Raw genomic sequence first — 23,460 nt, 5'->3', positions numbered from 1 at the left:
CTTTGTTATTACGCAGGGAGCAAGACAGGCTCACGTATGAGGGTTAGGCGGTTGGCGAGGGGCGCGACTGAACTTCTGTCATGGAAAGTTCACATGGGGCTGGTACGCAAAAAAAATCAGCAACGGCACAGGCCGTTGCTGATCAGGTGTTGCGGGTCGTTGAAAGCCTGGGTTACAGCGGACGACCTTTGCCGTTACAAATGTTGGTTTTGCCGATGCTCAGATCGCTGCCGGAAGTCACGAACGTTTCGGTGATGGCAGTTTTCCAGCTAGTTGGCAGTGGCACGAAACGGTTGGCCGAAATGGCGGCGTCGTTGTTGGCAGTTGCGCCGAAGTGCTTGGTGAAGAAACCACGTACTTGGTTGGTCTGGTCAGCGTTGATATAGCACTGGCTGAAGATCAGGTTGGTGAAGCCGAGGATTGGGTAGCCCGAGGTTGGGTAAGGTTGAACACCGGCTACACCATTCTTGCCGAATACAGGTACCCAGTTGTCCTGGTTGGCGCGGATGCTGGCAGGGGTGGCTGCAGGCACCGGTACCTGGCCGATAGCAGCGGAAACGTTGCCCGGAGCTGGCGACTTACCTTCAGCACCGGTCTCTTCATTCTTACCTACACGCGCAACCTTGGTAGCGTCGTCCAGACCTTCCAGGGTGGAAGCAGCGAAGTCAGGGCTCATGTAAGTGATGCGGCCGTCGCCAGCTGCCAGGGCAGTCATCACACCTTGGCTGCCAGTGGCCGGTACAGCACCTGCAGGCAGACCACCGGCGAAGCTGGAACCGAACGAAGTGGTGATAGCGAACTCGCCGTTTTCGGTGCACTTGGCGTTGAGGAAACGGGTGAACAGCTCGGTAGTGCCGCTGCTGTCAGTGCGGTAAACCACAGTGATCGGGCCGGTACGGTCGGCGCCAGAGATTTCGCTCCAATCGACGATACGGCCGGAGAACACGCCGCACAGCTCTTGAACGCTCAGGTCAACGTTTGCATCGCCAGCCTTGTTGAACGGAATGGCAACCGAAGTAGCGACTGAAGGCACCTGGATCAGCTTGCCCCAGGCAGGTTGTTTGGCGGAAGCGTAGGTCGACAGTTCAGACGAGCTCAGCTTCGAGTCGCTGCCAGCCCAGTGCACGTTCTTGGTGCCAGTGCCGAACTGGCTGTAGTCGTTGTTCAGGAACGCCAGTTTACCTTTGCCGCTGCCCACGCCGATGTAAGGGGCGAAACCGGTAGTGAGTACGCCGGCAGTCTGGTACAGCGGTTGTGGCAGGGTTGCACCGCCGCCGTTTACGTCAGCGAATGCAGCCTGTGCCGAGCACAGTGCAGCGAGGGTCATGGATACCGCGAGAACGTTGCGCTTAAACATGAAGAAGCTCCTTTCGTCGTGTTTGTACGTTGGGTAGATGGCTCTTGCATGACGCCATGGCTTCGGTCCCAAGCCATGTTGCGGGGGTGGCCAGGGGTGAAAACCATGGAGAGAAAGTCGCAGTTTCCGATGACGGTTATGGGAAAAAACCTCGGGAGGAACGCCTTGATTTTAAAAAGATTCTCGGGTGTTTTGGTCATGGTTTTGAGCGGTTTCGGGGCAGGTGACAGCGAGGTTTCAGTGCGGGGTTGCTGGAGGCGGTGTGGCGTGTGTCGAGGGGGGTGGGATGTGACGGAATGAGGAACCCGAGGTTGGGCGTGGCGGCCAGGATGTCGGCAAACCAACTGAATGGGCGCAGTTCAAATGTGGGTTTCGTCAGTCAGGTGACCAACTGGTTGATCTCGATGATCGGCAACAGCACCGCCATGACGATCACCAGCACCACGGCGCCCATCACCACGATCATCAGCGGTTCCAGCAACGCGGTCATGCCCATGGCGCGGCGTTCGATATCCCGCGACAGGGTCTGCGCCGCGCGCTCGAGCATCGGCGGCAGCGAGCCGGTTTTTTCGCCGCTGGCGATCAGGTGGATCAGCACCGGCGGGAACACCTTTTCCACCGCCAGCGCCGGGGCCAGGTTGACGCCTTCGCGCACTTTGGCGGTGGCGTCGTTGACGCACTGGCTCAGGCGGTCATTGGACAGGGTCTGCCGCGCCGCCTCCAAGGCCCTTAGCAACGGCACGCCGGCACCGCCAAGAATCGCCAGGGTCGAGGCAAACCGCGCGGTGTTCAGGCCCAGTACAAAGCGCCCGATCAGCGGCAGGCGCAAGACGCGGCTATGCCAATTCAAACGCGCCACCGGGTTGCGCAAATACAGGCGCCAACTCCAGAAACCGCCGACGATCCCGGCGAAACACAGCCAACCCCAGGCACGGATAAAGTCACTGGCGTTGAGCATCGCCAGGGTCAGCCCCGGCAGGTCCTGGCGCGCCTGGGAAAACGCACTGACCACCTGGGGCACCACGTAGCTCAGCAAAAAAATCACGATGCCTATGGACACCAACCCCACCACGCCAGGGTAGATGAACGCAGTGAGGATCTTGCCGCGCAGGTTGTTGCGCTCCTCGATGTAATCAGCCAGGCGCTCCATCACCTGGGCCAGGTCGCCGGACTCCTCCCCCGCCGCGATCAGCGCGCGGTAGATCGACGGAAAATCCCGTGGCCGCGCCGCCAACGCCTCCGCCAGGCGCATGCCGCCACGCACATCGGCGCGCACACCGGCGAGGGTCTGGGCGATGTGTTTTTTCTCGGCCTGCTCCACCGTGGCGCTCAACGCCGCCTCCAACGGCAGGCTGGCGCCCAGCAGGCTCGCCAGTTGCCGCGTGGCCCAGGCCAAATCATTGTCTGAGAGTTTGGCAGTGAACAGGCTGCTGCCCGCCGCCGCGGGCTGGCCGCCTTCGATCTGCACCAGCAACGCGGTCAAACCCCGGCTGCGCAAACTGGCGAAGGCCGCGCTCTGGCTGTCGGCCTCCACATGCCCGGCCTCGACTTTGCCGCTGGCATCGGCAGCCTCGTAGCGATAGCGATTCATCAGGCGTCCCGTGTCACGCGCAGGATTTCTTCGGGCGCGGTGGCGCCGCTGCGCACCCAACGTTCGCCGTCTTCACGCATGCTGAACATCCCGGCACGGCGCGCGGCCAGGCGCAGGTCCTGTTCGTTGGCGCCCTGGTGGATCAGGCTGCGCACGTCGTCATCGACGCAAAACAATTCATGGATACCGGTGCGGCCGCTGTAGCCGATCTGGTTGCACTGCGCGCAGCCCACCGGGCGCCACGTGCCGGGCGCGGCAAAGTCTTCCTGCTTGCAATGCGGGCACAGGCGCCGCACCAGGCGCTGGGCCAACACGCCGAGCAACGACGACGCCAACAGGAACGGTTCAACCCCCATATCGATCAAACGATTGACCGCCGACACCGCGTCGTTGGTGTGCAAGGTGGCGAGCACCAAGTGGCCGGTAAGCGAAGCCTGCACGGCGATTTGTGCGGTTTCCAGGTCACGGATTTCGCCGATCATGATGATGTCCGGGTCCTGACGCAGAATCGCGCGCAAGGCCAGGCCAAAGGTCATGTCGATCTTGGCGTTGACCTGGATCTGGCTGATGCCCGGCAGGTCATATTCCACCGGATCCTCCACGGTGAGGATATTGCTGGTGCTCGCATCCAGCCGCGCCAGCGCGGCGTACAGGCTGGTGGTCTTGCCGCTGCCGGTGGGCCCGGTGACCAGCACAATGCCATGGGGCTGACGGATCAACGTGTCCAGGCGGGCGAGCAATTGTGGCTCCATGCCCAGGGTTTCCAACTGCAAACGCCCGGCCTGCTTGTCCAACAGCCGCATCACCACCCGCTCGCCATGCCCGGTGGGCACCGTGGACACCCGAATATCAATCGGCCGCCCCGCCACACGCAGCGCGATGCGGCCATCCTGGGGCAGGCGTTTCTCGGCGATATCGAGCTGGGCCATGATCTTGATGCGCGACACCAGCGCGCCATGCAACGCCTTGCGCGGCGACACTACGTCACGCAGGGTGCCATCGACGCGGTAGCGCACCACGGAATGGGTCTCATAAGGTTCGATATGAATATCACTGGCCTCGTCGCGCGCGGCCTGGGTGAGCAAGGCGTTGATCATGCGAATCACCGGCGCGCCGTCCTGGGTGTCGAGCAGGTCGGTGATTTCGGGCATGTCTTGCATCAGACGGTCGAGGTCGACCTCGTTTTCGGCGGCGCCCACTACAGCGGCGGCGCTGCCGGTGTCGGCGTAGGCGCTGGTGAGCAGGCCGTCGAGTTCGTCGTCGCGCACCTGTTCGAGGTGGGCCTGGCCGAACTGGCGGTGGACTTCGCTGATGGACCAGCCTGGGGTCGAGGGGCACACCGTCAGTAGCATGCCTTGCTCGCCGGGGCGCAGGAGGATGCGTTGGGATTTGGCCCAGGCGTAGGGCAGAAGGCTCATGGGGTTGGCCCTTTTTGAAGGTGTACATATCCGTTGCTGCGGTAACGGCTGATTATGGTTCCGCCCTTACGGCGGCTCACTTTGGAAAAGCCCCAAAGTAAGCAAAGGGCTCTTGCCCCAACACTCGGCACCTCGCCTAGGCTCGGTGTGCCCGTAATCCGACAGGGATTTGGGGGGCGCCTAAGATCAAAATCAAGATCAAAAGCGAAAGCACAGCGGCCTGACAGCCGGCTTGAGTGGTGTGGAGCAAAGGCAGTTTTTTGTGCACCGTAGGTTGCTTTTCTGTGGGAGCTGGCTTGTCGGATCGCCGCATTGCTGCGATGCGGACGCCCAGGTGAATCAGGCATATCCAGTTGATGCCTTCGCAGGCAAGCCAGCTCCCACAGGTGACCGAGATCGGCCTCAAAAACCCGGTCGGTTCTAAGGCCGCCGCGCTCTGCTTTTGCTCTTGATTTTGATCTTAGGCGCCCCGTAAAACCACGCTGGCCGAACGCAGGCTTTGGAGCGTGGGTAACCCGGCAGGACGCCGGGTTAGCCGCGCTGGGCCAAGGATGGCCCATCGCGGCGGCCCACGCTCCAAAGCCGGAGTGAGGGCACACCGAGCCTAGGCGAGGTGCCGAGTGGTGGGGCGAAGACCTTTTGGTTACTTTTGGGGCGTTTGCCAAAAGTGACCCGCTGTAAGAGCGGAACCCTAAGCGGCCGTGACCGCAGCAACGGATATGTACACTCACTTAGGCACCGCCCGAATCACCGCCCGAGGCCCCTGCTGCCCAGGAATCGCCTTCTCCACCGAAGGCAACTGCGGCGCCTGCACATCCGGCATCGCCCAACTATGCTCCGGCTGCAACCCCCCCTGCGCCCGGCGCATAAACTCATACCGGTTCAACGTAATACTGCGCCCCGCCCCACTGTCCCGAATAATGTAAGGCCGCAAAAACACCATCAGGTTGGTCTTGTTCACACTGCGTTTCTCATTGCGAAACAACGCCCCCAACCCCGGAATATCCGACAACCACGGCACCGCATCATTGCTCTGGCTATACCCATCCTGCAGCAACCCGCCGAGCACCATGATCTGCCCGTCATCCAACAAAATACTGGTATCGATCGCGCGCTTATTGGTCACCGTCCCCGCCGTCACCGAAGCCCGCTCATCCACGGTGCTGACTTCCTGGTAAATATCCAGCTTCACCGTGCCGCCCTCGGAAATCTGCGGCCGTACATTCAACTTGAGCCCCACCTCTTCACGCTGCACGGTTTGGAACGGGTTGTTGCTGGTGCCCCCACCCCCGGTCACATAACTGCCGGTGACAAACGGAATGGTCTGGCCCACAAAAATGCTCGCGGCTTCGTTATCCAGGGTCAGCAGGTTCGGCGTGGACAGCACATTGGTGCCGCCCTTGCTCTTCAATGCGCGGGCCAACACCTTGAGGTCGAGCACCTTGCCAATGCCGGGAATATCCACGGTGCCGTTGACCAACCCGATATTCAGGCCTTTGGGCAGCACATCAATACTGGTCGGGCTGGTGGGCGTGCCAATCACGCCGCTGCCGCCGAGATTCACGCCACCAAAAGCGCCCTTGCCCGCCAGGTTACCGGCCTGCCATTGCACGCCAAACTCAGTGGCGTCGTCCTCGTTCACTTCCACGATCAGGCTTTCGATCACCACCTGGGCGCGGCGCTGGTCGAGCATGTCGATCACTTCGCGCAGGTTGCGGTACAGCGGGTCCGGCGCGGAGATCAGCAAGGTGTTGGTGGTGGCGTCCGCCTGGATGGTCACGCCGCCGGCGCTGAACGCGCTGTCTGCATCGCCGGAGATGCCGCCATTAGCGGTGCTGCTGGTCGAACCGGCCGTTTGGCCGTAGCCCGACTGCACACCACTGCCAGTGGGTGTGCCGCTGCTGTTTTGCGCGTTACTCGCACCTTCGGTGTTCTTGCCATTGCCGCCCATGGCGCTGAGCTTGCCACGGGCATCGTCACTGACGCCGGAGTCGCTTTCACCGGTGAGCAACCCGCGCAGCGACTGCGCCAGCTTGCCCGCCTGGGCGTTGCGCAGGTACACCACGTGCATGTTGCTGGGGTTACTTTGTGCATTGTCGAGTTTGTAGATCAGGTTGCGCGCCAGGTCGGTACGCTCCGGGCTGCCGGAGCGGATGATGATCGAGTTGGAGCGCGGGTCACCGATCACGTTGATCTTCTGGGTCTGGTCGGCGCCCTGGGTTTCCAGCAGCTCGGCGACCATGGCGGCGATGTCCACGGCAATGCCGTTCTGCACCTTCACCACGTCGGTGTCGATGGCGCTGGGGGTGTCGATGCCGTTAATGATCTGCGCGACACGCGCGAGGTTTTCCGCGTAGTCGGTGATGACAATGCTGTTGTTGCCGGGGTAGGCATTGATCGGGTTGTTCGGCGACACGATGGGGCGCAGCACAGGAATCAGGTTCACCGCGTTTTCATATTGCAGACGGAAGGTGCGGGTTTGCATGCCGCTGCTGCCGGCCGTGTAGATCGGCCCGCCGAGCAACTTGGCATCGGCCTCGGGCACCACTTGGGCGACGCCGCCCACATCGACCACGCTGAAGCCCTGCATGCGCAGCGCCGCCAATAGCATGTCGTAGGCCTGATGCGCCGGCACCTGGCCTTCGCTGACCAGGGTGAGGTTGCCCTTTACACGTGGGTCGACCAGGAACTGCTGGCCGGTGGCGCGGGACAGCGCGCGCACTACCGCCTGGATATCGGCGTCGACAAAATTGAGCTGCACCGGCTGGTCGCCCAGTGGGTTGCGGGCCTTGACCACCGCCGGGGCGTGGCTGCGGGCGCTGTTGGTAACCCGGTGCTGGACGGGCGGTTGGGATGCGGGTTCACGCTGGCGATCCAACACCGTCTCACCGCTGCGGCGGGTGTCGGCCAAGGGTTGGCCAAGTTCACTGTCCACCAGCAATGGCGTGGTTGACTGACTGCTGCACGCACTCAGGGCCAGCACCAGCAGCGGCGCGACCATGCGAAAAGGGGGGACTGACCACTTCATGAAGCTTCCTTAGCGCCAAGCGCCTGATCCATGCGAACGGTCCCGGACACAGTGCCGGCCGAGTTATCGACGGTGTCGAGGGTGCGCTGCAAACGCGCCTCGGACACCTCCAGAGAAAACGCGCGGGCATTGCCCAGCAGCCACCCCACCACCGCATCGGCCGGGGCGTTGTCGAAGGTCAGGCGCCAGCCGCCGGGTTCCAGCGCCTGCAACTGGTAATGGCCTTGCAGGCCGGCGCCATCGAGGGCTTGGCGCAACGCAGTTTCATCGCCCTGGCGAGGCGCAGCGACATCCTGCAACAACACCTGCAAAGCGGCGGCCTGGGCACGTAACTTGGGGGTTTCGGCCTGCCAGTAGTCGATCTTCTTCAACGCGGGCTGCACCAGCACCAGCCAGGTCAGCAGGCTCGCCAGGACCAGGCCGGCGCCGCCGAGCATGCGTTTTTCGCGCAGGGCCAGGCCGCGCCAGAACACCTGGGCCTGGCTGCGCAGTCGCTGCACTTTATTCATCGCTGGCCCCTGGCTTTTCCGCTGCCGGCGCCGGGCCAATGGTCCAGGCATGGTCATCGCGGGTGGCCGTAAAGCCGGCCTGGGCCAACGCCGCCTGCCATTCACCCTCAGCCGTCGGGTTACGACTGTCGGCGAGTAATTCCACGTGCAAGCGGCCTTGTTCAAAGGTCAGGTTGTCGACGCTGCCGACCATGAACGGCAGGCTGCTGCCCGCCAGTTGCAGGAGGCTGGTGAAGCGTTGCCCTGGGTCTGCGGCCGCGCCGGTCTGTCGCGCAGCCAATTGCTGACGGGCCTGTTGCAAGGGGTTGAGCACCACCGGCAATTCGGGAAACGCCTGGCGCACCTGCTGGCTCATCAAGGCCTTGAGTCGCTGACCTTCATCCACTTGGCGCGCGGCGTACAGGTTGAGCCCAACGGTCCAGATGGCCGTCGCCAGCGCCACACACGCCAGCGCCCTGCCCCATCCGGCAGTCGAGGGTTGGCGCAGGCGACCGTGCAACCCCCATGTGGGCACTGGCCCACTCCAACGTTGCTGCGCATCCACCCGCTGCACGCCCAGCGCCTGCAAGCCCAACGGGTGCACCGCGCCTTGTTGCAGGCTGTCACGCGTCAACAGATAACCTTCGTCCAGCGCCGCAGTGCCCACCGGCAAGGCATAGGGCGCCGGGTACACGCCGCGCAGCTTGAGTGGCACCTGCGCCAACCGCTCCAAAGCAGCCTTGGGCACCCAAGCCACCTGCACGCGCCCATCGCTTTCACGCGGGCCGTGGGCCACCTGCATCTGTTCCACCGGGCCCAGGATCAACGCCTGCGCGGCGCAGGCTACGGCGGCCGCCGTTTTCGCGGCCGGCAACGGTGGCAGCTCCAGGCTGGTGAGCAAGCTGTCGCGCGGGTGCAGGAAACACTCCACGGCCTGGCGGGCCTTGCCCAACTGCGCCAGGCTTGCGTAGCCCTCTTCAATGACCACGCCACGGTCCAGCCAGGCAAATTTTACCTGGCTCTCAAGGGTCAGCTGATCCAGCGGCGGCAAGCCAATGCGCAAGCGTTTCATACACCCACCCGCGACCAGATCACCCGTGGCTCGCGGTCTTCGGGGCGATGCAACAACGCATCAATCGTCACCCGCCGCTGCTCACGGCGAGCCTGCCCCTGCAAGCGGAACCACTCACTGGTAATGCCCACTTGCACCGAGTCCACCTCGATGTGGGGCAGCCGCAAGCGGTTGACGAAATCCCCGCGGTTGATAAACCAGTGCCCACCGTCACGCTCGGCCACCAGCCCATGGGCCTGGGACACGCTGAGCTGTGGCACCACCGCGCTGAGCACTTCGGCGCTGGCGGTATTGCCGTTGACCCAGGTAGGGCCCGGCAACACGCTGATATACGCCTGCATGCGCTGCAACACGATAGGGTCGAGACCTTCGATCCCGCTCAAGTCATCCAGGCTGCGCAGCATCGGGTATTTGGCGGGGGGGACATAAGAGGCGATCACTCGCTGGCTGATACGCCGACTCACCGCCGGGTCGACGCCGATCAGGCGACACAGCCGCTCGAAGCTCTGCAACTGCTCGGTGTCCACCTGCTGGCGATTGACCAGGTTACGCAGGTTGAACTTGCCCTGCTCGTCCACAATCCGCCCCTCAAACACGCCACCTTGGGCACGGGCCCAGGGTTGATCGAGGCGGGTCAGCACGTCTTTTTGGCGCGCGTCCCAGAGCATCTGCCGGCTGCGCTCAAGGCCACCTTGCAACAGCCATTGGCCCTGGATGCGCAACTGCTCGGCTTCCAGGCTGCGGGTGAACACGGTCTGGCGCGTGAGCATGGCGCCGGCCAGTACCGCCACCACCGCGGCGATCAGCAACGCGCTGATAATCGCCATGCCGCGCTGCTTCGCCGCTGGGGGCGAATACCGTTTCATGGCGCGCCTTACAACTGCCAGGAGCCGATATCGGCATTCACGCCGTCACCATCCGGCTGGCCGTCGGCGCCGAGGGAGAACACGTCGACCTCGCCATTGGCGCCCGGGTTGAGGTAGTGATAAGGGTGGCCCCAAGGGTCATTGGGCAGGCGTTCCAGGTAGGCGCGCCAGTTGTTGTTCTTCGCATCCGCCGGGCGTTCCACCAGTACTTTCAAACCCTGGTTCATGCTCGGATAAGTGCCGTGGTCCAGGCGATAGAGTTTCAACGCCTGCATCAACCCGCCGATGTCCTGCTTCGCTGCGGTGGCCCGTGCCTGGTCCGGCCGATCGAGGACCTTGGGCACCACCATCGCGGCCAGGATCCCGAGGATGACCACCACCACCATGATCTCGATCAACGTGAAGCCACGCTGCCCGCGAGGGCCTGGCAATGGGGACGTTAGGCGCGCGATATCCATCTCGACATTCCTTGGCTTGAGTGCAATTCGTGGCGCAGTGTTGCAAGAACACATGTCAGTCGTATTGAAAATCCTCGGGAGGTTCGGTCGCCAATCGGTCAACTGCCGGCGCTAGTCTGCGGGCCTGTTTCCCGGCTTTGAGAGCGCCATGTACGGCCGACGCAAGGAGCAAGGTTTTACCCTGATCGAGGTGCTGGTGGCGCTGGCAATCATCGCCGTGGCCATGGCCGCCGCCGTGCGCGTGGCCGGGCTGATGACCCAGAGCAACGGCTTGTTGCGCGACAAGTCGATCGCGTTGCTGGCGGCGCAAAGTCGCCTGGCGGAGTTGCGCCTGGAGGGGCACCTGCGCAGCGGCAAGAAAAACTTCGAGTGCGACCAGGGCCGCTTGAAACTGCGGTGCGAGCAGACCATCAACGCCGATGGGCGCCTGTTTCAGGTCAACCTGCAGGTGCTCGACGCCAGCCGCGAAGCGCCGCCACTGGCCCGCCTGGACACCCAGGTCATGGCCGAGTGAGCATGGGCAACGCGGGCCCCTGCGGCAGCTTGTCGAGGTTGACGCGCAGTTTCTCGCCACCGCGTTCTATCTCCACACCATCGCCTTCGATGGCCGTCAGCCGCACGCCGGGGCTGAGGCGCTCACCCAGCAGAAAACTGCGCGGCGGGCCGTCATTCAGACTGAGGATGGCCACCGCACCACGAGCACCTGCCAGCACGCCGGTGACCTTCACCTGCAGCGCCGTCGGCGCATTGGAAAACCATTGCAGCGCCGGGTTATCGCTGCGCGCCGCCAATGCCTGGGGCGTGGCTTGGGGCGTATGGGATTCGGCACTGGTGAGCAGCAGCGGCGTCCAGACCGCCAGGCCAGCCAGTGCGGCCAACACACCCAGCGCCTGCACGCCATGGGCCAGGGTGAAACGATGGGCAAATGCCATGGGGTGGACCTCCTGTTTGTCCGTCGCACCAGCCTACAGGTCAATTCGCACGCTTTTATTTCACACACTCCCCAGTTTTCCAGGAAGCGCGCGATGAAACAGCAAGGCTTCACCCTGATCGAACTGATGGTCGTGCTGGTGATCATCGGCATCGCCAGCGCCGCCATCAGCCTCACGATCAAACCCGACCCACTGCACCTGCTGCGCAAAGACGCCGAGCGCCTGAGCCAACTGCTGCAAGTCGCCCAGGCCGAAGCCCACGCCGACGGCCGCCCCATCACCTGGCGGGCCGATGCCAAGGGCTTTCGCTTCAATCGTCAAAGGGATGATGGGACAGGTATCGAGACGTTTAAAAACGACGACCAACTGCGCCCACGGCTATGGGAAAGCACGCCAATGCAAATCAACATCGAACCCCGGCAAACCCTGGTGCTGAATGCCGAATGGATCAACCCACCGCTGCGGGTGGTGCTGTCCGATGGGCAACACAGCCTCAGCCTGCAACGCGACGCCGCCGGCTTGATGCGCGTGGTGAGCCAGCCATGAACAACGCCCAGCAAGGCTTCACCCTGATCGAAGTGATGGTGGCGATCATGCTGATGGCGTTGGTCAGCGTGATCGCCTGGCGCGGCCTCGACAGCGTGACCCGCGCTGATCAGCATTTGCAGGCGAGCACCGAGCAAACAGAGGTGCTGCTGAGAGCGTTGAATCAGATGCAGCGGGATATCAGCTTGCGGGCCAGTGTTGAACTCGCCGTCCCCAGCGCGCCGGAAGATGGGGCGGCTAAAACAGAGGGGCTGGCTGCGGTGACGGTGCGCAGTTCCGACAGCAAGGGCTTTCGCCTGGACGTGATCCGCAGCGCCCCGGTGGCAGGTGACGGGCTGCAACGGGTTCGCTGGTGGCTCAAAGGCGACTCGTTGTATCGGGCAGCGGCGCCCGCGCGGGACCGCTATCCGCTGCCGGCAGCGAAGGATGGCGTGGTGGTGTTGACCGGCGTGAGCGATTTGCAGGTGCGGGTGTGGGAGGCGGATAAGGGATGGCGGCAGTTGAGTGGTAATCGCCGCGAGGACCCGCTGGGGCTGGAAATCAGCCTGGTGCGGCAGACGCCGCTAGGCGTGGAAAAATATCGCCAGGTGGTGGGGCCGTTGAGGTCGTTGAACTAACTCAACAACACCACTCCACCCGGCAATTCCGTACATTTGGCCCCATACGCATCGCGAATCAACAACGCCACCCCTGCCAACTGCTGCAAGCTGAACCGCGCCTGCACCCGGCGTTGGCCGAGTTCTCTGTTCAGCAACACCAGCATCCCCGGTCGATAGCGGTTGATCTCATCCACCACCGTCGCCAGCGTGGCGTTGTTGAACACCAGGACCTGTTCACGCCAGGCAACCACCGCCTGGGTGTCTACCGTGGTCACTTCGCTGACCCCGACGTTGCCATAGGTCAGTTGCCGGCCACCGTCCAGGCGCACGCTGCGCCCGGCGATGTCCACCATGAGCGAGCCCTCGATACAGGTCACGCACACGTTGTGGTCGGTGTTGCGCACATTGAAGCGGGCCTGCGCCGCACTGACCCAGCCTTCGCCGGCCTGGACCTTGAGCGGCTGCGCAATGTGGGCGAGCACCTCGACTTCACCCTCAAGCAATTCAATGCCCTGCCCCACTCGGCTGATGCGCGTCTGGGTATTGAGTTCCAGGCTTATTCCTTCGCTCAACATCACCTGGCGCTGCTCGCCGACTTCGGTGCGGTAGTCCGCCGTGAGTCCGGCGAAACCGCCCGGTACGCCGGCACGGACCATCACCACGGCCGCCGAGGCAGCAATCGCACCGCCCAGGAAGGCACGACGGCCAAAGCTGCGCGGTTGCGACACCTGTTCAAGGGCCGGGACCACGTCGCGCCATAACGCCTTGGCCTGTTCGAACGCTTGGGCATGTTCCGTGCTCTGCGCGCACCAGGCCTGCAGGGCCTTGGCGTCGGCCACGGTGGCGCGGCCCGAGGTCAGCAGGAGCAGCCAGTCGCGGGCTTCATCGTGCAGGGGGCTGGCGGCGGATTGCCGGGCAGTGGAGAGGCTAAAAATATTCAAGCGCGCACGTACTCACGGATTTATCAGGGACTCGACACTAAGACGGTTTTCCGGCCCCGGGACCGAACCGCTGAATCACTTTTCTTTCCAGGCGCTTGGCACAGTGGCCCAGGGCTGCCTTGATTTCCTTCTCGACCATGCGCGTGGAGATGCCGAAACGCTGGGAAATTTCCAGGTGCGGGGCTTCTTCCAGTCGCGCGGCGATGAGGATCTTGCGGCGGCGTGCCGGCAGTTCGTAGAGGGCCTTGACCAAGGATTGGATTTCTTTCTGGCCACCCACCACCCGCGACGGGTCCTGGGCTTCGTCGGCGCTTTGCAACAGTTCCTCCACTTCGCTGCCGGTGAGCAGACGCGCGTCGGCCTGGCGGCGGTCGGCGGCGATGTTCAAGGCCATGCGGTACAGGTAGGCGTTGGGTTGTTGCAGGTTCGGCGGCACGTCCATGCGGTCGACCCGCAGGTAGGTTTCGTGCAGCACGTCGTTGGCCAGGTCCTCCGAGCCCAGGCGCTTGCGCAAACGCACCTTGAAGTCTTCGTAGGAGGCCAGGAACAAGCTGACCATCGGACTGTGCCCGGTATTTTTCATCCGCCCCAGGTTCCTTTCGCTACTGTGCATTCCATGCGCGTTCCTGTTGTGTCGGGCATCAAAAGTAAAGTCACCGGTTGGCGCATTGAGCTCGGCGCCGGGCGTTCGACCCGGGCCGCACTCAGGCTGCGCACCAGTGCTTCATCGCGTTGTTCATCGCCGGTGGAACTGACCAGCCGACTGTGTTCAATCACCCCGTCCGGGTTGACCCATACCTGCACCAGCGCGCGAAAACTACCGGGCCGGGTCAGCGGCGAACGGCACAGGCTGGTTTCTATGGCGTGTTGCAACGCCGTCGCGTAGCTGTTGTTGATCCGCGCGACGCTGCGTGCAGCCGCACCCTGGGTGGGCGGCGGCTGGCTGACCTGCGGTGTCTGCAAGGTAAACGCATCGTTGCGTGCATAACGTGCCATCAGGCCACTCCCTGTCAGCAACATCGCCAGTGCCTCTTGCGCCGTAAAGCGCCCGCGCACCCCAATCGAGCGCCGGCCCCGCGTCAACTCGCGGTCCACCAGCACCGCCATCCCGGTGGCGCGGCTGTAGGCTTGCAGTGCGTGCTCCAGGTCCTGCGCCGGCAGGTCCAACGACAGCAGGGGTGACGCTGCCAGTGCCGTACGACCACCGGCCAGCAGCAACAGCAAGACCAGGGCGCACATGACGCGCCTCCAGACTCCCTGTTCACCCCCTGCTCTGCATCGCTGCACGGCCGACGCGCCCTAGAAAACCGTCATCCTGAGGCCAGTTTATGAACCTGATGTTACGGTGATAGCAAAAAAAACATCACAGTGACGTAAGGCCTGCTGCACTAGACTTGCTAGCCATAACGGCCCACCTCCCGGGCCTGCCAGGAGGCCCTGAATGAACGTGTTACCGTCCCTTGTCAGCCTGTTGCTGTGCGTCGCCCTGCCCTTGAGTGCCCATGCCGACAATTGCGCAGAGGTCACGGTGGATGGGTATAAGGCGCCCGACTACGGTTGTTTGAGCCAGCAGATGGGCAATGACACGAATGCGGCACAGGCGGCGAAGAAGAACCAGGAGGCACAGAACATTTCCGTCGAAAAGCGGCAGCCCAATAAAGTGGGTCTAGCCACTCCGGCGGCGACCAGTGTGCGTATGGGCAACACGTTTGGTACGTCGGTGAAGCCGCAGCGGCCTTGAGCCGTTAGAAATTGTCTGAGTACACATGTGACAAATGTGGGAGCGGGCTTGCTCGCGAATGTGGTGGATCAGTCAAATCATCAGTGACTGACACTCTGCATTCGCGAGCAAGTCGAAGCGTCGAACCGCCGCTCCCACAGTTTGGACTTACAGCGTATCTCAAGCCGCGTGGCTTTCCTTTTTCAAGCTGTCCATATCAATCACAAACCGGTACTTCACATCGCCCTTGAGCATCCGCTCATACGCCTCGTTGATGCCTTGGATATCGATCATTTCCACGTCCGAGACAATCCCGTGCTTGGCGCAGAAGTCCAGCATGTCCTGGGTCTCCTGGATGCCACCGATCAGGGAGCCGGCCAGGCTGCGGCGCTTGAAGATCAGGTTGAACACGGTGGGCGACGGGTGCGGGCTGTCGGGTGCACCGACCAGGGTCATGGTGCCGTCGCGCTTGAGCAGGTTGAGGAAGGCGTCTAGGTCGTGCGGTGCGGCGACGGTGTTGAGGATGAAATCCAGGCTGTTGGCGACCTTGGCCATTTCGTCCGGGTTTTTCGATACCACCACTTGGTCTGCGCCCAGGCGCAGGCCGTCTTCGCGTTTGTTGGGTGAGGTGGTGAACAGCGTGACGTGCGCGCCCATGGCGTGGGCGATCTTCACCGCCATATGGCCCAGGCCACCGAGACCGACTATACCGACCTTCTTGCCGGGGCCAACCTTCCAGTGGTGCAGCGGCGAATAGGTGGTGATGCCCGCGCACAGCAGCGGCGCGACGGCGGCCAGGTTGGAAGCGTCGTGGGAGATGCGCAGCACGAACTTCTCCTTGACCACGATGCTGTCGGAGTAGCCGCCAAAGGTGTTTTCGCCGCCGAATACCGGGCCGTTGTAGGTGCCGGTAAAGCCGCTCTCGCAGTACTGCTCCTCGCCCTCGGCACAGGACGCACAGTGCTGGCAGCTGTCGACCATGCAGCCGACACCCGCCAAATCACCGACGTTGAACTGGCTGACATTGGCGCCTACTGCCGTGACGCGGCCGACGATTTCATGGCCGGGTACGGAGGGGTACAGGGTGTTATTCCATTCGTTGCGCGCGGTGTGCAGGTCGGAGTGGCAAACCCCGCAATAGAGAATGTCGATCTGTACATCATCCGCCCCCGGCGAGCGGCGCTCGAAGGTAAAGGGCTTGAGGGAATCCTTGGCGTTCTGGGCGGCGTAGCTGTAAGTCTTGGCCATTTCGTTCACCTGTGTGATCGGATGCTGGAAGTCAGATGACCCGCATAGACGCTGAATCGTTCAACCGAGCACGTCCATACAATCCGCGTTACTGCGCGGCCCCTAAGCTCCTGACTTTCTCAAGACGCTGGAGAGTGGGCATGTGTAAAAAAGTGAGGACGGTATCGCTGGCTGTCACGTTGCTGGCCGGGGCCATGATGGGCAGTGCCTTTGCGGCAACACCCGCGGTAGCGGTGGCCCCGCAATATGACACCAGCCACGTCTATGTGGCGCCGGCCGATGTCGACCGTTTTGCCCAGAGTTTCCTGGCCACCTTCGGCGGCAAAAGCACGGCCCAGGTGGTGGTGAACGTGCTGCCGGTGCCGAGCAGCACCACCTCGCAATTGCTGCAGACCCCGGCGGGCACGGTGTCGTTGTTTGGCTTCACCACGCCGATCCCGCACCCGTTCGGCCAGGAGCGCAACGGTTACCTGGTCAAGGACATGGACGCAGCGCTCAAGGCCGCCCGGGAAAACGGTGCGGCGGTGATCGTCAGCGACTTCCCCGACCCGATCGGGCGTGACGCCGTGGTGCAGTGGCCAGGCGGCGTGAATATGCAGCTCTATTGGCACACCAAGACCCCGGATTACGCCGCGTTCCAGACCGTGCCGGAAAACCGCGTGTACCTCAGCGCCGACCGTGCCGACAGCTTTATCAAGTCGTTCCTGGGCTTCTCCCACGGCAAAGTCCTGGCCGATGACAGGCACGCACCGGGCGTGGATATCGGTCAAGCCAGCGGCACTTATCGCCGCGTCGACATCGAGTCGCCGTTCGGCCGCATGGCGGTGCTGGTCACCAACGGTCAACTGCCCTACCCGTTCGGCCATGAAACCACCGGCTATCAGGTGGCTGACCTGGCGGCGACCCTGGGCAAGGCCACTGGCTCCGGCGCCACAGTGCTGGTGCCTGCCTTTGACAGCAAAGGCCGTCGCAGCGCTTTGGTCGAGTTCCCGGGCGGCTATGTCGCGGAGATTCACCAACTCAACGCGGCAAAATGAAGCGTCGCACAGGCTGGGGCCTGGCCGTGCTGTGGCCGCTGCTCGCCGGCGGCGTCCACGCCGACGAGCAAGCGACACGCCCGACCATCAAGGCCAACCGCTGGCAGGAAGACTGGTCGGTACTGCAAAACCCGGCGCTGCGCACGCAGCCGTTGGACAATTTGAAGTACATCCCATTGTCAGCTGCCAACCCGTTCACCTACTTGTCCCTGGGCGCCACGTTGCGCGAGCGCTTCGAGATGAACGATGCCAGTGGTTTTGGCGTGCGCGATGTGAAGCGTGATCGCTACCTGATCCAACGCTTCCAGGTGCATGCCGACCTGCACCTGAACGAAAACTGGCGGGTGTTCACCCAGCTTGAAGACGTGCGCGCGTATGACAAGACGACGATCGGCGGCGCCGACCAGAACCGCGTCGACCTGCGCCTGGCCTTTGCCGAATACGTCAATGCCTTCAGCAGCGGCACGCTGAAAGCACGTGTCGGGCGCCAGGATTTCGCTTTCGACTTGCAGCGCTTCATCTCATCGCGGGATGGCCCGAACGTGCGGCAATCCTTCGATGCGCTGTGGGCGGACTGGGAGACGTCGAACTGGCGCTTTATCGGAATTGCCAGCCAGCCGGTGCAGTATCAGGACGGGCGCCACTTCGACGACAAATCCAATAGTGACGCACGCTTCCACATGGTGCGGGTCGAGCGGCTGGTGGGCGGTAAAAACGAACTGTCGGCCTACTACGGCGTGTATGAACGCAGCGCGGCGCACTACCTTGACGCGGACGGCGACGAAACCCGCCACCTGTTCGACGCCCGCCTGGGCGGCGCGGCCATGGGCTTTGACTGGGACATCGAAGCGATGCTGCAAAGTGGCTCGGTGGGCAACAAGGATATCCGCGCCTGGGCCGGTGGCAGTCGCACGGGCTACACCTTTGACAGCCTGGCCTGGAAGCCGCGCCTCGGCCTGCAATTGGACATTGCCTCGGGCGACCGCAAGACCGGGGATGGCACTGTCGGCACATTCAACCCGCTGTTTCCCAACGGCTACTACTTTTCCCTCGCAGGCTACACGGGCTACAGCAACCTGATCCACTTCAAGCCGTCGATCACCGTCAAGCCGATCGACAAGCTCAGCGTGCAAACCGCCATCGGCCTGCTCTGGCGGCAAACCACCAGCGATGCGGTGTACACCCAGCCCAACCTGCCGGTGGCCGGCACCGCTGGCAGCGGTGATCGCTGGACCGGCGCCTACGCACAACTGCGCACTGACTATGTGTTCAACGCCAACCTCACCGGCGCCGTCGAAGCCGTGCACTACGACGTCGGCCAGACCCTGCGCGATGCGGGCGGTGATGACAGCAATTACCTGGGGGTCGAGCTCAAGTTCAGTTGGTAACCCCAAGCAAGCACACCCGTACAAGCCCTCGAAACGCTTAAGGGCAATAGTGATCCTGAGTTTTCCAGCCTATTCACCAAGGAGTTTTCCATGAGCACATTCGTTGCCAAAGACGGTACCCAGATCTACTTCAAGGATTGGGGCAGCGGTAAGCCCGTGCTGTTCAGCCACGGCTGGCCGCTGGATGCCGACATGTGGGAATACCAGATGGAATACCTGAGCAGCCGTGGTTTTCGCACCATCGCGTTTGACCGCCGTGGCTTCGGGCGCTCGGACCAGCCGTGGACGGGTAACGACTACAACACCTTCGCCGACGATATCGCGCAGTTGATCGAACACCTGGACCTCAAGGACGTGACCCTGGTGGGCTTCTCCATGGGCGGCGGCGACGTGGCGCGCTACATCGCCCGCCACGGCAGCGCCCGCGTCGCCGGCCTGGTACTGCTGGGTGCGGTGACGCCTCTGTTCGGCCAGAAACCGGATTACCCGCAGGGCGTGCCGACTGAAGTGTTCGATGGCATCAAGGCCGGGCTGCTGAAGGATCGCGCGCAATTCATCAGCGATTTCAACACGCCGTTCTTTGGTATCAACAAGGGCCAGACAGTCTCCGAAGGCGTGCTGACGCAGACCCTGCAGGTGGCAATGCTGGCGTCACTGAAATCGACCGTGGATTGCGTCACCGCCTTCTCCGAAACCGACTTCCGCCCGGACATGGCCAAGATTGACGTGCCGACCCTGGTCATCCACGGTGACGGCGACCAGATCGTACCGTTCGAAACCACCGGCAAAGCCGCCGCGGCTTCGATCAAAGGCGCCGAGCTGAAGGTCTACAAGGACGCACCACACGGTTTCGCCGTGACCCATGCCCAGGCCTTGAATGAAGACCTGCTGGCGTTCCTGAACCGCTGAAACACCTGAACCACCCTCTCCTTATTTCGGCCGGGCTTGCCCGGCCTTTTTTTGCTCAGGAGAAACGTTGGCTCACGACCAGACGCCCCGGCCCGGCGACCAACACGCTGCTGAAAATGATCAACAGCAGCCAGCCGAATTGCCCTTCCAGCAACGTCCACTCCGGGTGCACCACCAGCATGGCGATCAACAGCACCGCCAGGATCGGCAGGCACACCAGGCGCACCAGCACCCCGGCAATGATCAGCAGCGGGCACAGCACCTCGGCAAATATCGCCAGCAGCAGCGTGATGTGAGCGCCCAAGTGAAACGGGTCCTCGATCAGCTGCAGCTGTTCGCTGTAGTTCAACAGTTTCGGCAAACCGTGCACCCACAGCAGGAACAGCGCCCCGCTGCCCCGTAGAAACAACAACCCCAGGTCCTGTTGTTTTGATTCGTTCATACGTGCTCTCTGTTGGTCGAGACAAACGTCGATTGTGTCAACGGCGCCATCCGCCTGCTTGCAAGCCTGTGCTGACCTCACTCCCCCGTACCGGCAAATGCTGCGACGATTTCATCAATCACCACCCGCACTCGCGCGGTGTGGCGCAGATCGGCGTGGGTCACCAGCCACACGTCGTACGGCAACGGCCGCGTGCGCTCGGGCCACAGACGTACCAGCCCGTCACGTTCGCCGGTGTACACCGGGATTTCGCCGATGCCGATGCCCGCAGCAATAGAGCGGCGCACCAACAGGCTTGAACTCAGGGCCGCAACAATGCGCCCGCGCCCCAGCGGTTCGGAGACCAGGGTCAGGTCTTTCTGGCTTTGCAGGTAGGGCTGATAAACGACCAAGTCATGGCCTTCGAACAGGCTGCCCGGCTCGGGAACGCCGTGGCGGTCGATGTAGGCCTGCGAGGCAAACAGCCCCAGCGGCCAACGCGCGATGCGCCGGGCGATCAGGTCAGGATTGTCGGGGCGGGTGTTGCGCACAGCGATATCGGCTTCGCGCTTGGCCAGGCTGAGGATCTGGGTGGAGGCGTCCAGCTGCACGCGCACGTCGGGGTGTTTGTCGTGCAGGCAGGCGATGGCCGGAATCAGGAAGTCGATGGCCAGGGAGTCCGTGGTGCTGACCCGCACAGTGCCGGTCAGGCGGTCGTCCAGGCCTTGGATCTGGCGTTCCAGGTCGAGGGCCGAACGCTCCATTTTCTCCACTGAACGCAAGGCGGCCTCGCCCACGGCCGTCAGCGCATAGCCCTCGGACGTGCGCAGGAACAAGGTGGCGCTCAGGGACTTTTCCAGGGCGTTGACTCGTCGACCCACCGTGGCCTGATCCACGCCCAACACCCGTGCGGCGCCGCGCAGCGTTGATTCGCGGCAGACCGCCAGAAAGACCCGTGCATCATCCCAATTCATGCCTGCCCCTTATGATGCATATATGCATCGCTGCGCCGTGTATTCGCAGCATTATTGCATCAACAAACCTGGCTATGCTGGGCGCCAGAGAAAAATACCCAGGACCGCCATCATGCTCGACACTCACGCCCCACCCCGCAGCTCAGTCTGGCTCCCCATCTTCGCCGGCCTCTGCGCCAGCCTGGTCAGCATCGGCTTGGCGCGGTTTGCCTATACGCCTTTGATTCCAAGCCTGATCCAGGCCCAATGGTTTTCCGCCAATGACGTGGTCTACCTCGGCGCCGCCAACCTGGTGGGTTACCTGATTGGCGCGCTGATCGGCCGCCCCCTCGCCCAGCGCACCTCCAACAAGACCGCCCTGCGCATCATGATGGTGGCGGTGACCCTGGCGTTTTTCGCCTGTGGCTTTGCGCTGTCGGTGGTGTGGTTTTTCGCCTGGCGCTTGTTGTCGGGGATTGCCGGTGGCGCAATCATGGTGCTGGTAGCGGCAACCGTATTGCCCCATGTACCGGCGGCACGCCGTGGCTTGGCCAGCGGTGCGATCTTCCTGGGGATCGGCCTGGGCATTGCTGGCTCCGGCACTATCGTGCCGCCGCTGTTGAGCCTGGGTTTGCAGCAGACCTGGTTTGGCCTCGGCCTGTTGGCGCTGGTGTTGACGGTTGCGAGCTGGTTCGCCTGGCCCAGCGGTACGCTGCATGAGGCACCGGCACGAGCAGACACTTGCGCACCGACACCTTCTGGCGTGTACCTGTTGTTCGCCCAGTACGCTTTTATGGCGGCGGGCTTGGTGCCGGCGATGGTGTTCCTGGTGGATTACGTGGCCCGTGGCTTGGGTGACGGCGCCCATATCGGCGCGATGATCTGGGTAATGTGCGGCCTGGGCGCGATTGTGGGGCCGGTGACTTACGGGTTCCTCGCCGATAAACTCGGGGCCCGCTTGAGTATTCGCGTGGTGCTGGTGGTGCAGGCGATTGCGGTCGGCCTGTTACCGTTTGCCGGTTCGTTTACCGCCCTGGCGGTGCTGGCAGTGATCCTCGGTTCATTCCCGCCGGGCATCGTGCCGCTGGCACTGGCGCGGGTGCATGAGTTGCTGCCCAACCATCACCAGCAACAAGTGGCATGGAGCCGCGCCACAGTGTCCTTCGCGACGTTCCAGGCGCTGTCCGGGTTTGCTTATTCGGCACTGTTCAACAGCAGTGGCGGGCAACACGCGCTGTTGTTCATGATCGCCGCCGGCGCCATCGTCGTTGCCCTGGCACTGGAACTGGGCATGTTCCTGCTGAACCGTCGGCCGCTCGACACGGTCCCAACCCATACGCTCATCGCTGCAGGTAATCTGAAATGACGCTTCCTCAAGAAATGACCCTGATCGAAATCACCACCCCTGGCGGGCCTGAAGTGCTGCAACCGCGCCGCGCCGAGGTGCCTGTCGCAGGCCCCGGCGAGATCCTGATCCGCGTGCATGCCGCCGGGGTCAACCGGCCTGACGCCCTGCAACGTGCCGGCAAGTACCCGATGAAACCCGGCTTCAGCCCGATCCCCGGGTTGGAAGTAGCCGGTGAAGTGGTGGCGCTGGGTGAAGGCGTGAACGCATACCAGGTGGGCGACAAGGTCTGCGCCTTGACCAATGGCGGTGGTTACGCACAGTTTTGCAGCGTGCCGGCCAGCCAGGCCCTGCCGATCCCTGAGGGCATGGACTGGATTCAAGCCGCCGCCGTGCCGGAAACGTTCTTCACCGTGTGGGCCAACCTGTTCGGCCTTGGCGATGCACACACCGGTCAGCGCGTGTTGATTCACGGCGGTACCAGCGGCATCGGCACCACCGCCTTGATGCTGTGCCGCGAGTTTGGCATCCAGGCGTTTGCCACCGCTGGCAGCGCCGACAAATGTGCCGCAATTGCCAAGCTGGGCGCTGAACCTATCAATTATCGCGAGCAGGATTTTGCCGAAGTCATTGCGCAGCAGACCGACAACCAGGGCGTCGATGTGATCCTCGACATCATGGGAGCCTCCTACCTCAACAACAACCTCAAGGCCTTGGCCATGGACGGTCACTTGGTGATGCTGGGCTTCCTCGGCGGCGCCAAGGCCAATGATGTCGATCTGCTGAGCATTCTCGGCAAACGCGCGGTGATTACCGGCTCACTCCTGCGAGCACGCAGCAAAGACGAAAAAGCCGCCATTGCCGAACAACTGCGCGAATACATTTGGCCGGTACTGGCCGCCGGGCGGTGCTTGCCGATCATCGACAAGGTGTACGCCTACACCGACGCCGCCCAGGCGCATGCGCGGATGGAGGGTGGGGACCATATTGGGAAGATTGTGTTGCGGGTGGAGTGACGCTGATCCAGGCCTTGTGAAGATCCAGTGTGGGAGCTGGCTTGCCTGCGATGCAGACACCTCGGTCATTCAGTTGAACCGAGGTGACGCTATCGCAGGCAAGCCAGCGCCCACATGGATCAGCGTC

At 62.9% G+C, this 23,460-nt stretch carries 24 protein-coding genes; 9 read left to right on the top strand and 15 right to left on the bottom strand.

The annotated features are described in order from the left end of the window. Positions 1–172: 172 nt before the first annotated feature. From HU722_RS12185 to gspG, 8 genes are all read right to left on the bottom strand, one after another. Positions 173–1,357, bottom strand: coding sequence for a substrate-binding domain-containing protein (locus HU722_RS12185; protein ID WP_065889406.1), 1,185 nt, complete (start codon positions 1,355–1,357; stop codon positions 173–175). 379 nt (positions 1,358–1,736) lie between these two features. Further along, positions 1,737–2,948: a type II secretion system inner membrane protein GspF gene (gene gspF, locus HU722_RS12180; protein ID WP_012723647.1), complete on the bottom strand. Its 1,212-nt coding sequence runs from the start codon at positions 2,946–2,948 to the stop codon at positions 1,737–1,739. Further along, a complete protein-coding gene (gene gspE / locus HU722_RS12175) occupies positions 2,948–4,366 on the bottom strand; it encodes a type II secretion system ATPase GspE (RefSeq protein WP_065876196.1) in 1,419 nt (472 codons plus the stop codon). The genes gspF and gspE overlap by 1 nt, the downstream gene beginning before the upstream one ends. A gap of 727 nt (positions 4,367–5,093) precedes the next feature. After that, positions 5,094–7,394 (bottom strand): type II secretion system secretin GspD, encoded by a 2,301-nt coding sequence (gene gspD / locus HU722_RS12170; protein WP_186753028.1) that lies wholly within the window; start codon positions 7,392–7,394, stop codon positions 5,094–5,096. Next, the gene (locus tag HU722_RS12165; protein ID WP_049708802.1) at positions 7,391–7,903 is read right to left on the bottom strand and encodes a type II secretion system protein M; all 513 of its coding nucleotides are present in this window, start codon (positions 7,901–7,903) and stop codon (positions 7,391–7,393) included. The genes gspD and HU722_RS12165 overlap by 4 nt, the downstream gene beginning before the upstream one ends. Next, complete coding sequence (gene gspL / locus HU722_RS12160; RefSeq protein ID WP_065876198.1) at positions 7,896–8,954, bottom strand: type II secretion system protein GspL; 1,059 nt, start codon at positions 8,952–8,954, stop codon at positions 7,896–7,898. Before gspL ends, HU722_RS12165 begins: the two co-directional genes overlap by 8 nt. After that, positions 8,951–9,820 carry a type II secretion system minor pseudopilin GspK gene (gspK, locus tag HU722_RS12155; RefSeq protein WP_186753029.1) on the bottom strand — a complete coding sequence of 290 codons (870 nt, stop codon included), beginning with the start codon at positions 9,818–9,820 and terminating at the stop codon, positions 8,951–8,953. The genes gspL and gspK overlap by 4 nt, the downstream gene beginning before the upstream one ends. An 8-nt stretch (positions 9,821–9,828) precedes the next feature. Then, on the bottom strand, positions 9,829–10,278 hold the full coding sequence (gene gspG / locus HU722_RS12150) for a type II secretion system major pseudopilin GspG (protein WP_049708805.1): 450 nt from the start codon (positions 10,276–10,278) through the stop codon (positions 9,829–9,831). Positions 10,279–10,426: 148 nt separating this feature from the next. Here gspG and gspI point away from each other — a divergent pair, with 148 nt between their 5' ends. Beyond that, entirely contained in the window at positions 10,427–10,792 is a 366-nt protein-coding gene (gene gspI / locus HU722_RS12145; RefSeq protein ID WP_065876199.1) for a type II secretion system minor pseudopilin GspI, read from the top strand. On the opposite strand, the gene HU722_RS12140 is transcribed toward gspI, so the two are convergent. Then, entirely contained in the window at positions 10,779–11,210 is a 432-nt protein-coding gene (locus tag HU722_RS12140) for a type II secretion system protein N (RefSeq protein WP_049708807.1), read from the bottom strand. The genes gspI and HU722_RS12140 overlap by 14 nt on opposite strands. Before the next feature lie 93 nt (positions 11,211–11,303). On the opposite strand from HU722_RS12140, the gene gspH reads away from it, so the two are divergent. Together gspH and HU722_RS12130 are read left to right on the top strand one after the other, a co-directional pair. After that, entirely contained in the window at positions 11,304–11,756 is a 453-nt protein-coding gene (gene gspH, locus HU722_RS12135; RefSeq protein WP_186753030.1) for a type II secretion system minor pseudopilin GspH, read from the top strand. Further along, a complete protein-coding gene (locus HU722_RS12130; protein WP_065876200.1) occupies positions 11,753–12,373 on the top strand; it encodes a type II secretion system protein GspJ in 621 nt (206 codons plus the stop codon). Before gspH ends, HU722_RS12130 begins: the two co-directional genes overlap by 4 nt. On the opposite strand, the gene HU722_RS12125 is transcribed toward HU722_RS12130, so the two are convergent. The 3 genes from HU722_RS12125 to HU722_RS12115 are packed head-to-tail and all read right to left on the bottom strand — an operon-like array spanning position 12,370 to position 14,535. Continuing rightward, entirely contained in the window at positions 12,370–13,296 is a 927-nt protein-coding gene (locus tag HU722_RS12125; protein WP_186753031.1) for a FecR family protein, read from the bottom strand. The genes HU722_RS12130 and HU722_RS12125 overlap by 4 nt on opposite strands. Before the next feature lie 37 nt (positions 13,297–13,333). Further along, a complete protein-coding gene (locus HU722_RS12120) occupies positions 13,334–13,879 on the bottom strand; it encodes an RNA polymerase sigma factor (protein WP_065876202.1) in 546 nt (181 codons plus the stop codon). Further along, on the bottom strand, positions 13,876–14,535 hold the full coding sequence (locus HU722_RS12115; RefSeq protein ID WP_175405991.1) for a TonB family protein: 660 nt from the start codon (positions 14,533–14,535) through the stop codon (positions 13,876–13,878). Before HU722_RS12115 ends, HU722_RS12120 begins: the two co-directional genes overlap by 4 nt. 202 nt (positions 14,536–14,737) lie before the next feature. On the opposite strand from HU722_RS12115, the gene HU722_RS12110 reads away from it, so the two are divergent. Further along, complete coding sequence (locus HU722_RS12110) at positions 14,738–15,037, top strand: hypothetical protein (protein WP_065881398.1); 300 nt, start codon at positions 14,738–14,740, stop codon at positions 15,035–15,037. 159 nt (positions 15,038–15,196) lie between these two features. Here HU722_RS12110 and HU722_RS12105 read toward each other — a convergent pair whose 3' ends face one another. Continuing rightward, positions 15,197–16,264 (bottom strand): NAD(P)-dependent alcohol dehydrogenase, encoded by a 1,068-nt coding sequence (locus HU722_RS12105; RefSeq protein ID WP_065946284.1) that lies wholly within the window; start codon positions 16,262–16,264, stop codon positions 15,197–15,199. Positions 16,265–16,404: 140 nt separating this feature from the next. Here HU722_RS12105 and HU722_RS12100 point away from each other — a divergent pair, with 140 nt between their 5' ends. The 3 genes from HU722_RS12100 to HU722_RS12090 all read left to right on the top strand — a co-directional run bounded on the left by HU722_RS12100 (position 16,405) and on the right by HU722_RS12090 (position 19,598). Continuing rightward, on the top strand, positions 16,405–17,301 hold the full coding sequence (locus HU722_RS12100) for a VOC family protein (RefSeq protein WP_065876205.1): 897 nt from the start codon (positions 16,405–16,407) through the stop codon (positions 17,299–17,301). Further along, positions 17,298–18,689, top strand: coding sequence for an alginate export family protein (locus HU722_RS12095; RefSeq protein WP_065876206.1), 1,392 nt, complete (start codon positions 17,298–17,300; stop codon positions 18,687–18,689). Before HU722_RS12100 ends, HU722_RS12095 begins: the two co-directional genes overlap by 4 nt. Before the next feature lie 90 nt (positions 18,690–18,779). Next, a complete protein-coding gene (locus tag HU722_RS12090) occupies positions 18,780–19,598 on the top strand; it encodes an alpha/beta fold hydrolase (RefSeq protein ID WP_049708817.1) in 819 nt (272 codons plus the stop codon). Positions 19,599–19,653: 55 nt separating this feature from the next. Here HU722_RS12090 and HU722_RS12085 read toward each other — a convergent pair whose 3' ends face one another. Beyond that, on the bottom strand, positions 19,654–20,040 hold the full coding sequence (locus HU722_RS12085) for a DoxX family protein (protein WP_186753032.1): 387 nt from the start codon (positions 20,038–20,040) through the stop codon (positions 19,654–19,656). A gap of 77 nt (positions 20,041–20,117) precedes the next feature. Beyond that, the gene (locus HU722_RS12080) at positions 20,118–20,993 is read right to left on the bottom strand and encodes a LysR family transcriptional regulator (protein WP_065876208.1); all 876 of its coding nucleotides are present in this window, start codon (positions 20,991–20,993) and stop codon (positions 20,118–20,120) included. A gap of 112 nt (positions 20,994–21,105) precedes the next feature. Here HU722_RS12080 and HU722_RS12075 point away from each other — a divergent pair, with 112 nt between their 5' ends. Both HU722_RS12075 and HU722_RS12070 read left to right on the top strand, forming a co-directional pair. Next, on the top strand, positions 21,106–22,338 hold the full coding sequence (locus HU722_RS12075; RefSeq protein WP_186753033.1) for a YbfB/YjiJ family MFS transporter: 1,233 nt from the start codon (positions 21,106–21,108) through the stop codon (positions 22,336–22,338). Further along, positions 22,335–23,333 carry an NAD(P)H-quinone oxidoreductase gene (locus HU722_RS12070; RefSeq protein ID WP_065876210.1) on the top strand — a complete coding sequence of 333 codons (999 nt, stop codon included), beginning with the start codon at positions 22,335–22,337 and terminating at the stop codon, positions 23,331–23,333. Before HU722_RS12075 ends, HU722_RS12070 begins: the two co-directional genes overlap by 4 nt. The last annotated feature ends 127 nt before the right edge of the window (positions 23,334–23,460 follow it).

Origin of the sequence: Pseudomonas tritici, from assembly GCF_014268275.3 — a bacterium.
In the GTDB taxonomy this organism is placed as follows: domain Bacteria; phylum Pseudomonadota; class Gammaproteobacteria; order Pseudomonadales; family Pseudomonadaceae; genus Aquipseudomonas; species Aquipseudomonas tritici.
Note: the sequence above shows the minus strand (reverse complement) of the source record. Positions and strands in the feature narration are given on the sequence as shown.

Coding starts and splice junctions, on each gene's coding strand:
- HU722_RS12185 (WP_065889406.1), bottom strand. CDS start 1,357: ATGTTTAAGCGCAACGTTCTCGCGGTATCCATGACCCTCGCTGCACTG.
- gspF (WP_012723647.1), bottom strand. CDS start 2,948: ATGAATCGCTATCGCTACGAGGCTGCCGATGCCAGCGGCAAAGTCGAG.
- gspE (WP_065876196.1), bottom strand. CDS start 4,366: ATGAGCCTTCTGCCCTACGCCTGGGCCAAATCCCAACGCATCCTCCTG.
- gspD (WP_186753028.1), bottom strand. CDS start 7,394: ATGAAGTGGTCAGTCCCCCCTTTTCGCATGGTCGCGCCGCTGCTGGTG.
- HU722_RS12165 (WP_049708802.1), bottom strand. CDS start 7,903: ATGAATAAAGTGCAGCGACTGCGCAGCCAGGCCCAGGTGTTCTGGCGC.
- gspL (WP_065876198.1), bottom strand. CDS start 8,954: ATGAAACGCTTGCGCATTGGCTTGCCGCCGCTGGATCAGCTGACCCTT.
- gspK (WP_186753029.1), bottom strand. CDS start 9,820: ATGAAACGGTATTCGCCCCCAGCGGCGAAGCAGCGCGGCATGGCGATT.
- gspG (WP_049708805.1), bottom strand. CDS start 10,278: ATGGATATCGCGCGCCTAACGTCCCCATTGCCAGGCCCTCGCGGGCAG.
- gspI (WP_065876199.1), top strand. CDS start 10,427: ATGTACGGCCGACGCAAGGAGCAAGGTTTTACCCTGATCGAGGTGCTG.
- HU722_RS12140 (WP_049708807.1), bottom strand. CDS start 11,210: ATGGCATTTGCCCATCGTTTCACCCTGGCCCATGGCGTGCAGGCGCTG.
- gspH (WP_186753030.1), top strand. CDS start 11,304: ATGAAACAGCAAGGCTTCACCCTGATCGAACTGATGGTCGTGCTGGTG.
- HU722_RS12130 (WP_065876200.1), top strand. CDS start 11,753: ATGAACAACGCCCAGCAAGGCTTCACCCTGATCGAAGTGATGGTGGCG.
- HU722_RS12120 (WP_065876202.1), bottom strand. CDS start 13,879: ATGAAAAATACCGGGCACAGTCCGATGGTCAGCTTGTTCCTGGCCTCC.
- HU722_RS12115 (WP_175405991.1), bottom strand. CDS start 14,535: ATGTGCGCCCTGGTCTTGCTGTTGCTGCTGGCCGGTGGTCGTACGGCA.
- HU722_RS12110 (WP_065881398.1), top strand. CDS start 14,738: ATGAACGTGTTACCGTCCCTTGTCAGCCTGTTGCTGTGCGTCGCCCTG.
- HU722_RS12105 (WP_065946284.1), bottom strand. CDS start 16,264: ATGGCCAAGACTTACAGCTACGCCGCCCAGAACGCCAAGGATTCCCTC.
- HU722_RS12100 (WP_065876205.1), top strand. CDS start 16,405: ATGTGTAAAAAAGTGAGGACGGTATCGCTGGCTGTCACGTTGCTGGCC.
- HU722_RS12095 (WP_065876206.1), top strand. CDS start 17,298: ATGAAGCGTCGCACAGGCTGGGGCCTGGCCGTGCTGTGGCCGCTGCTC.
- HU722_RS12090 (WP_049708817.1), top strand. CDS start 18,780: ATGAGCACATTCGTTGCCAAAGACGGTACCCAGATCTACTTCAAGGAT.
- HU722_RS12085 (WP_186753032.1), bottom strand. CDS start 20,040: ATGAACGAATCAAAACAACAGGACCTGGGGTTGTTGTTTCTACGGGGC.
- HU722_RS12080 (WP_065876208.1), bottom strand. CDS start 20,993: ATGAATTGGGATGATGCACGGGTCTTTCTGGCGGTCTGCCGCGAATCA.
- HU722_RS12075 (WP_186753033.1), top strand. CDS start 21,106: ATGCTCGACACTCACGCCCCACCCCGCAGCTCAGTCTGGCTCCCCATC.
- HU722_RS12070 (WP_065876210.1), top strand. CDS start 22,335: ATGACGCTTCCTCAAGAAATGACCCTGATCGAAATCACCACCCCTGGC.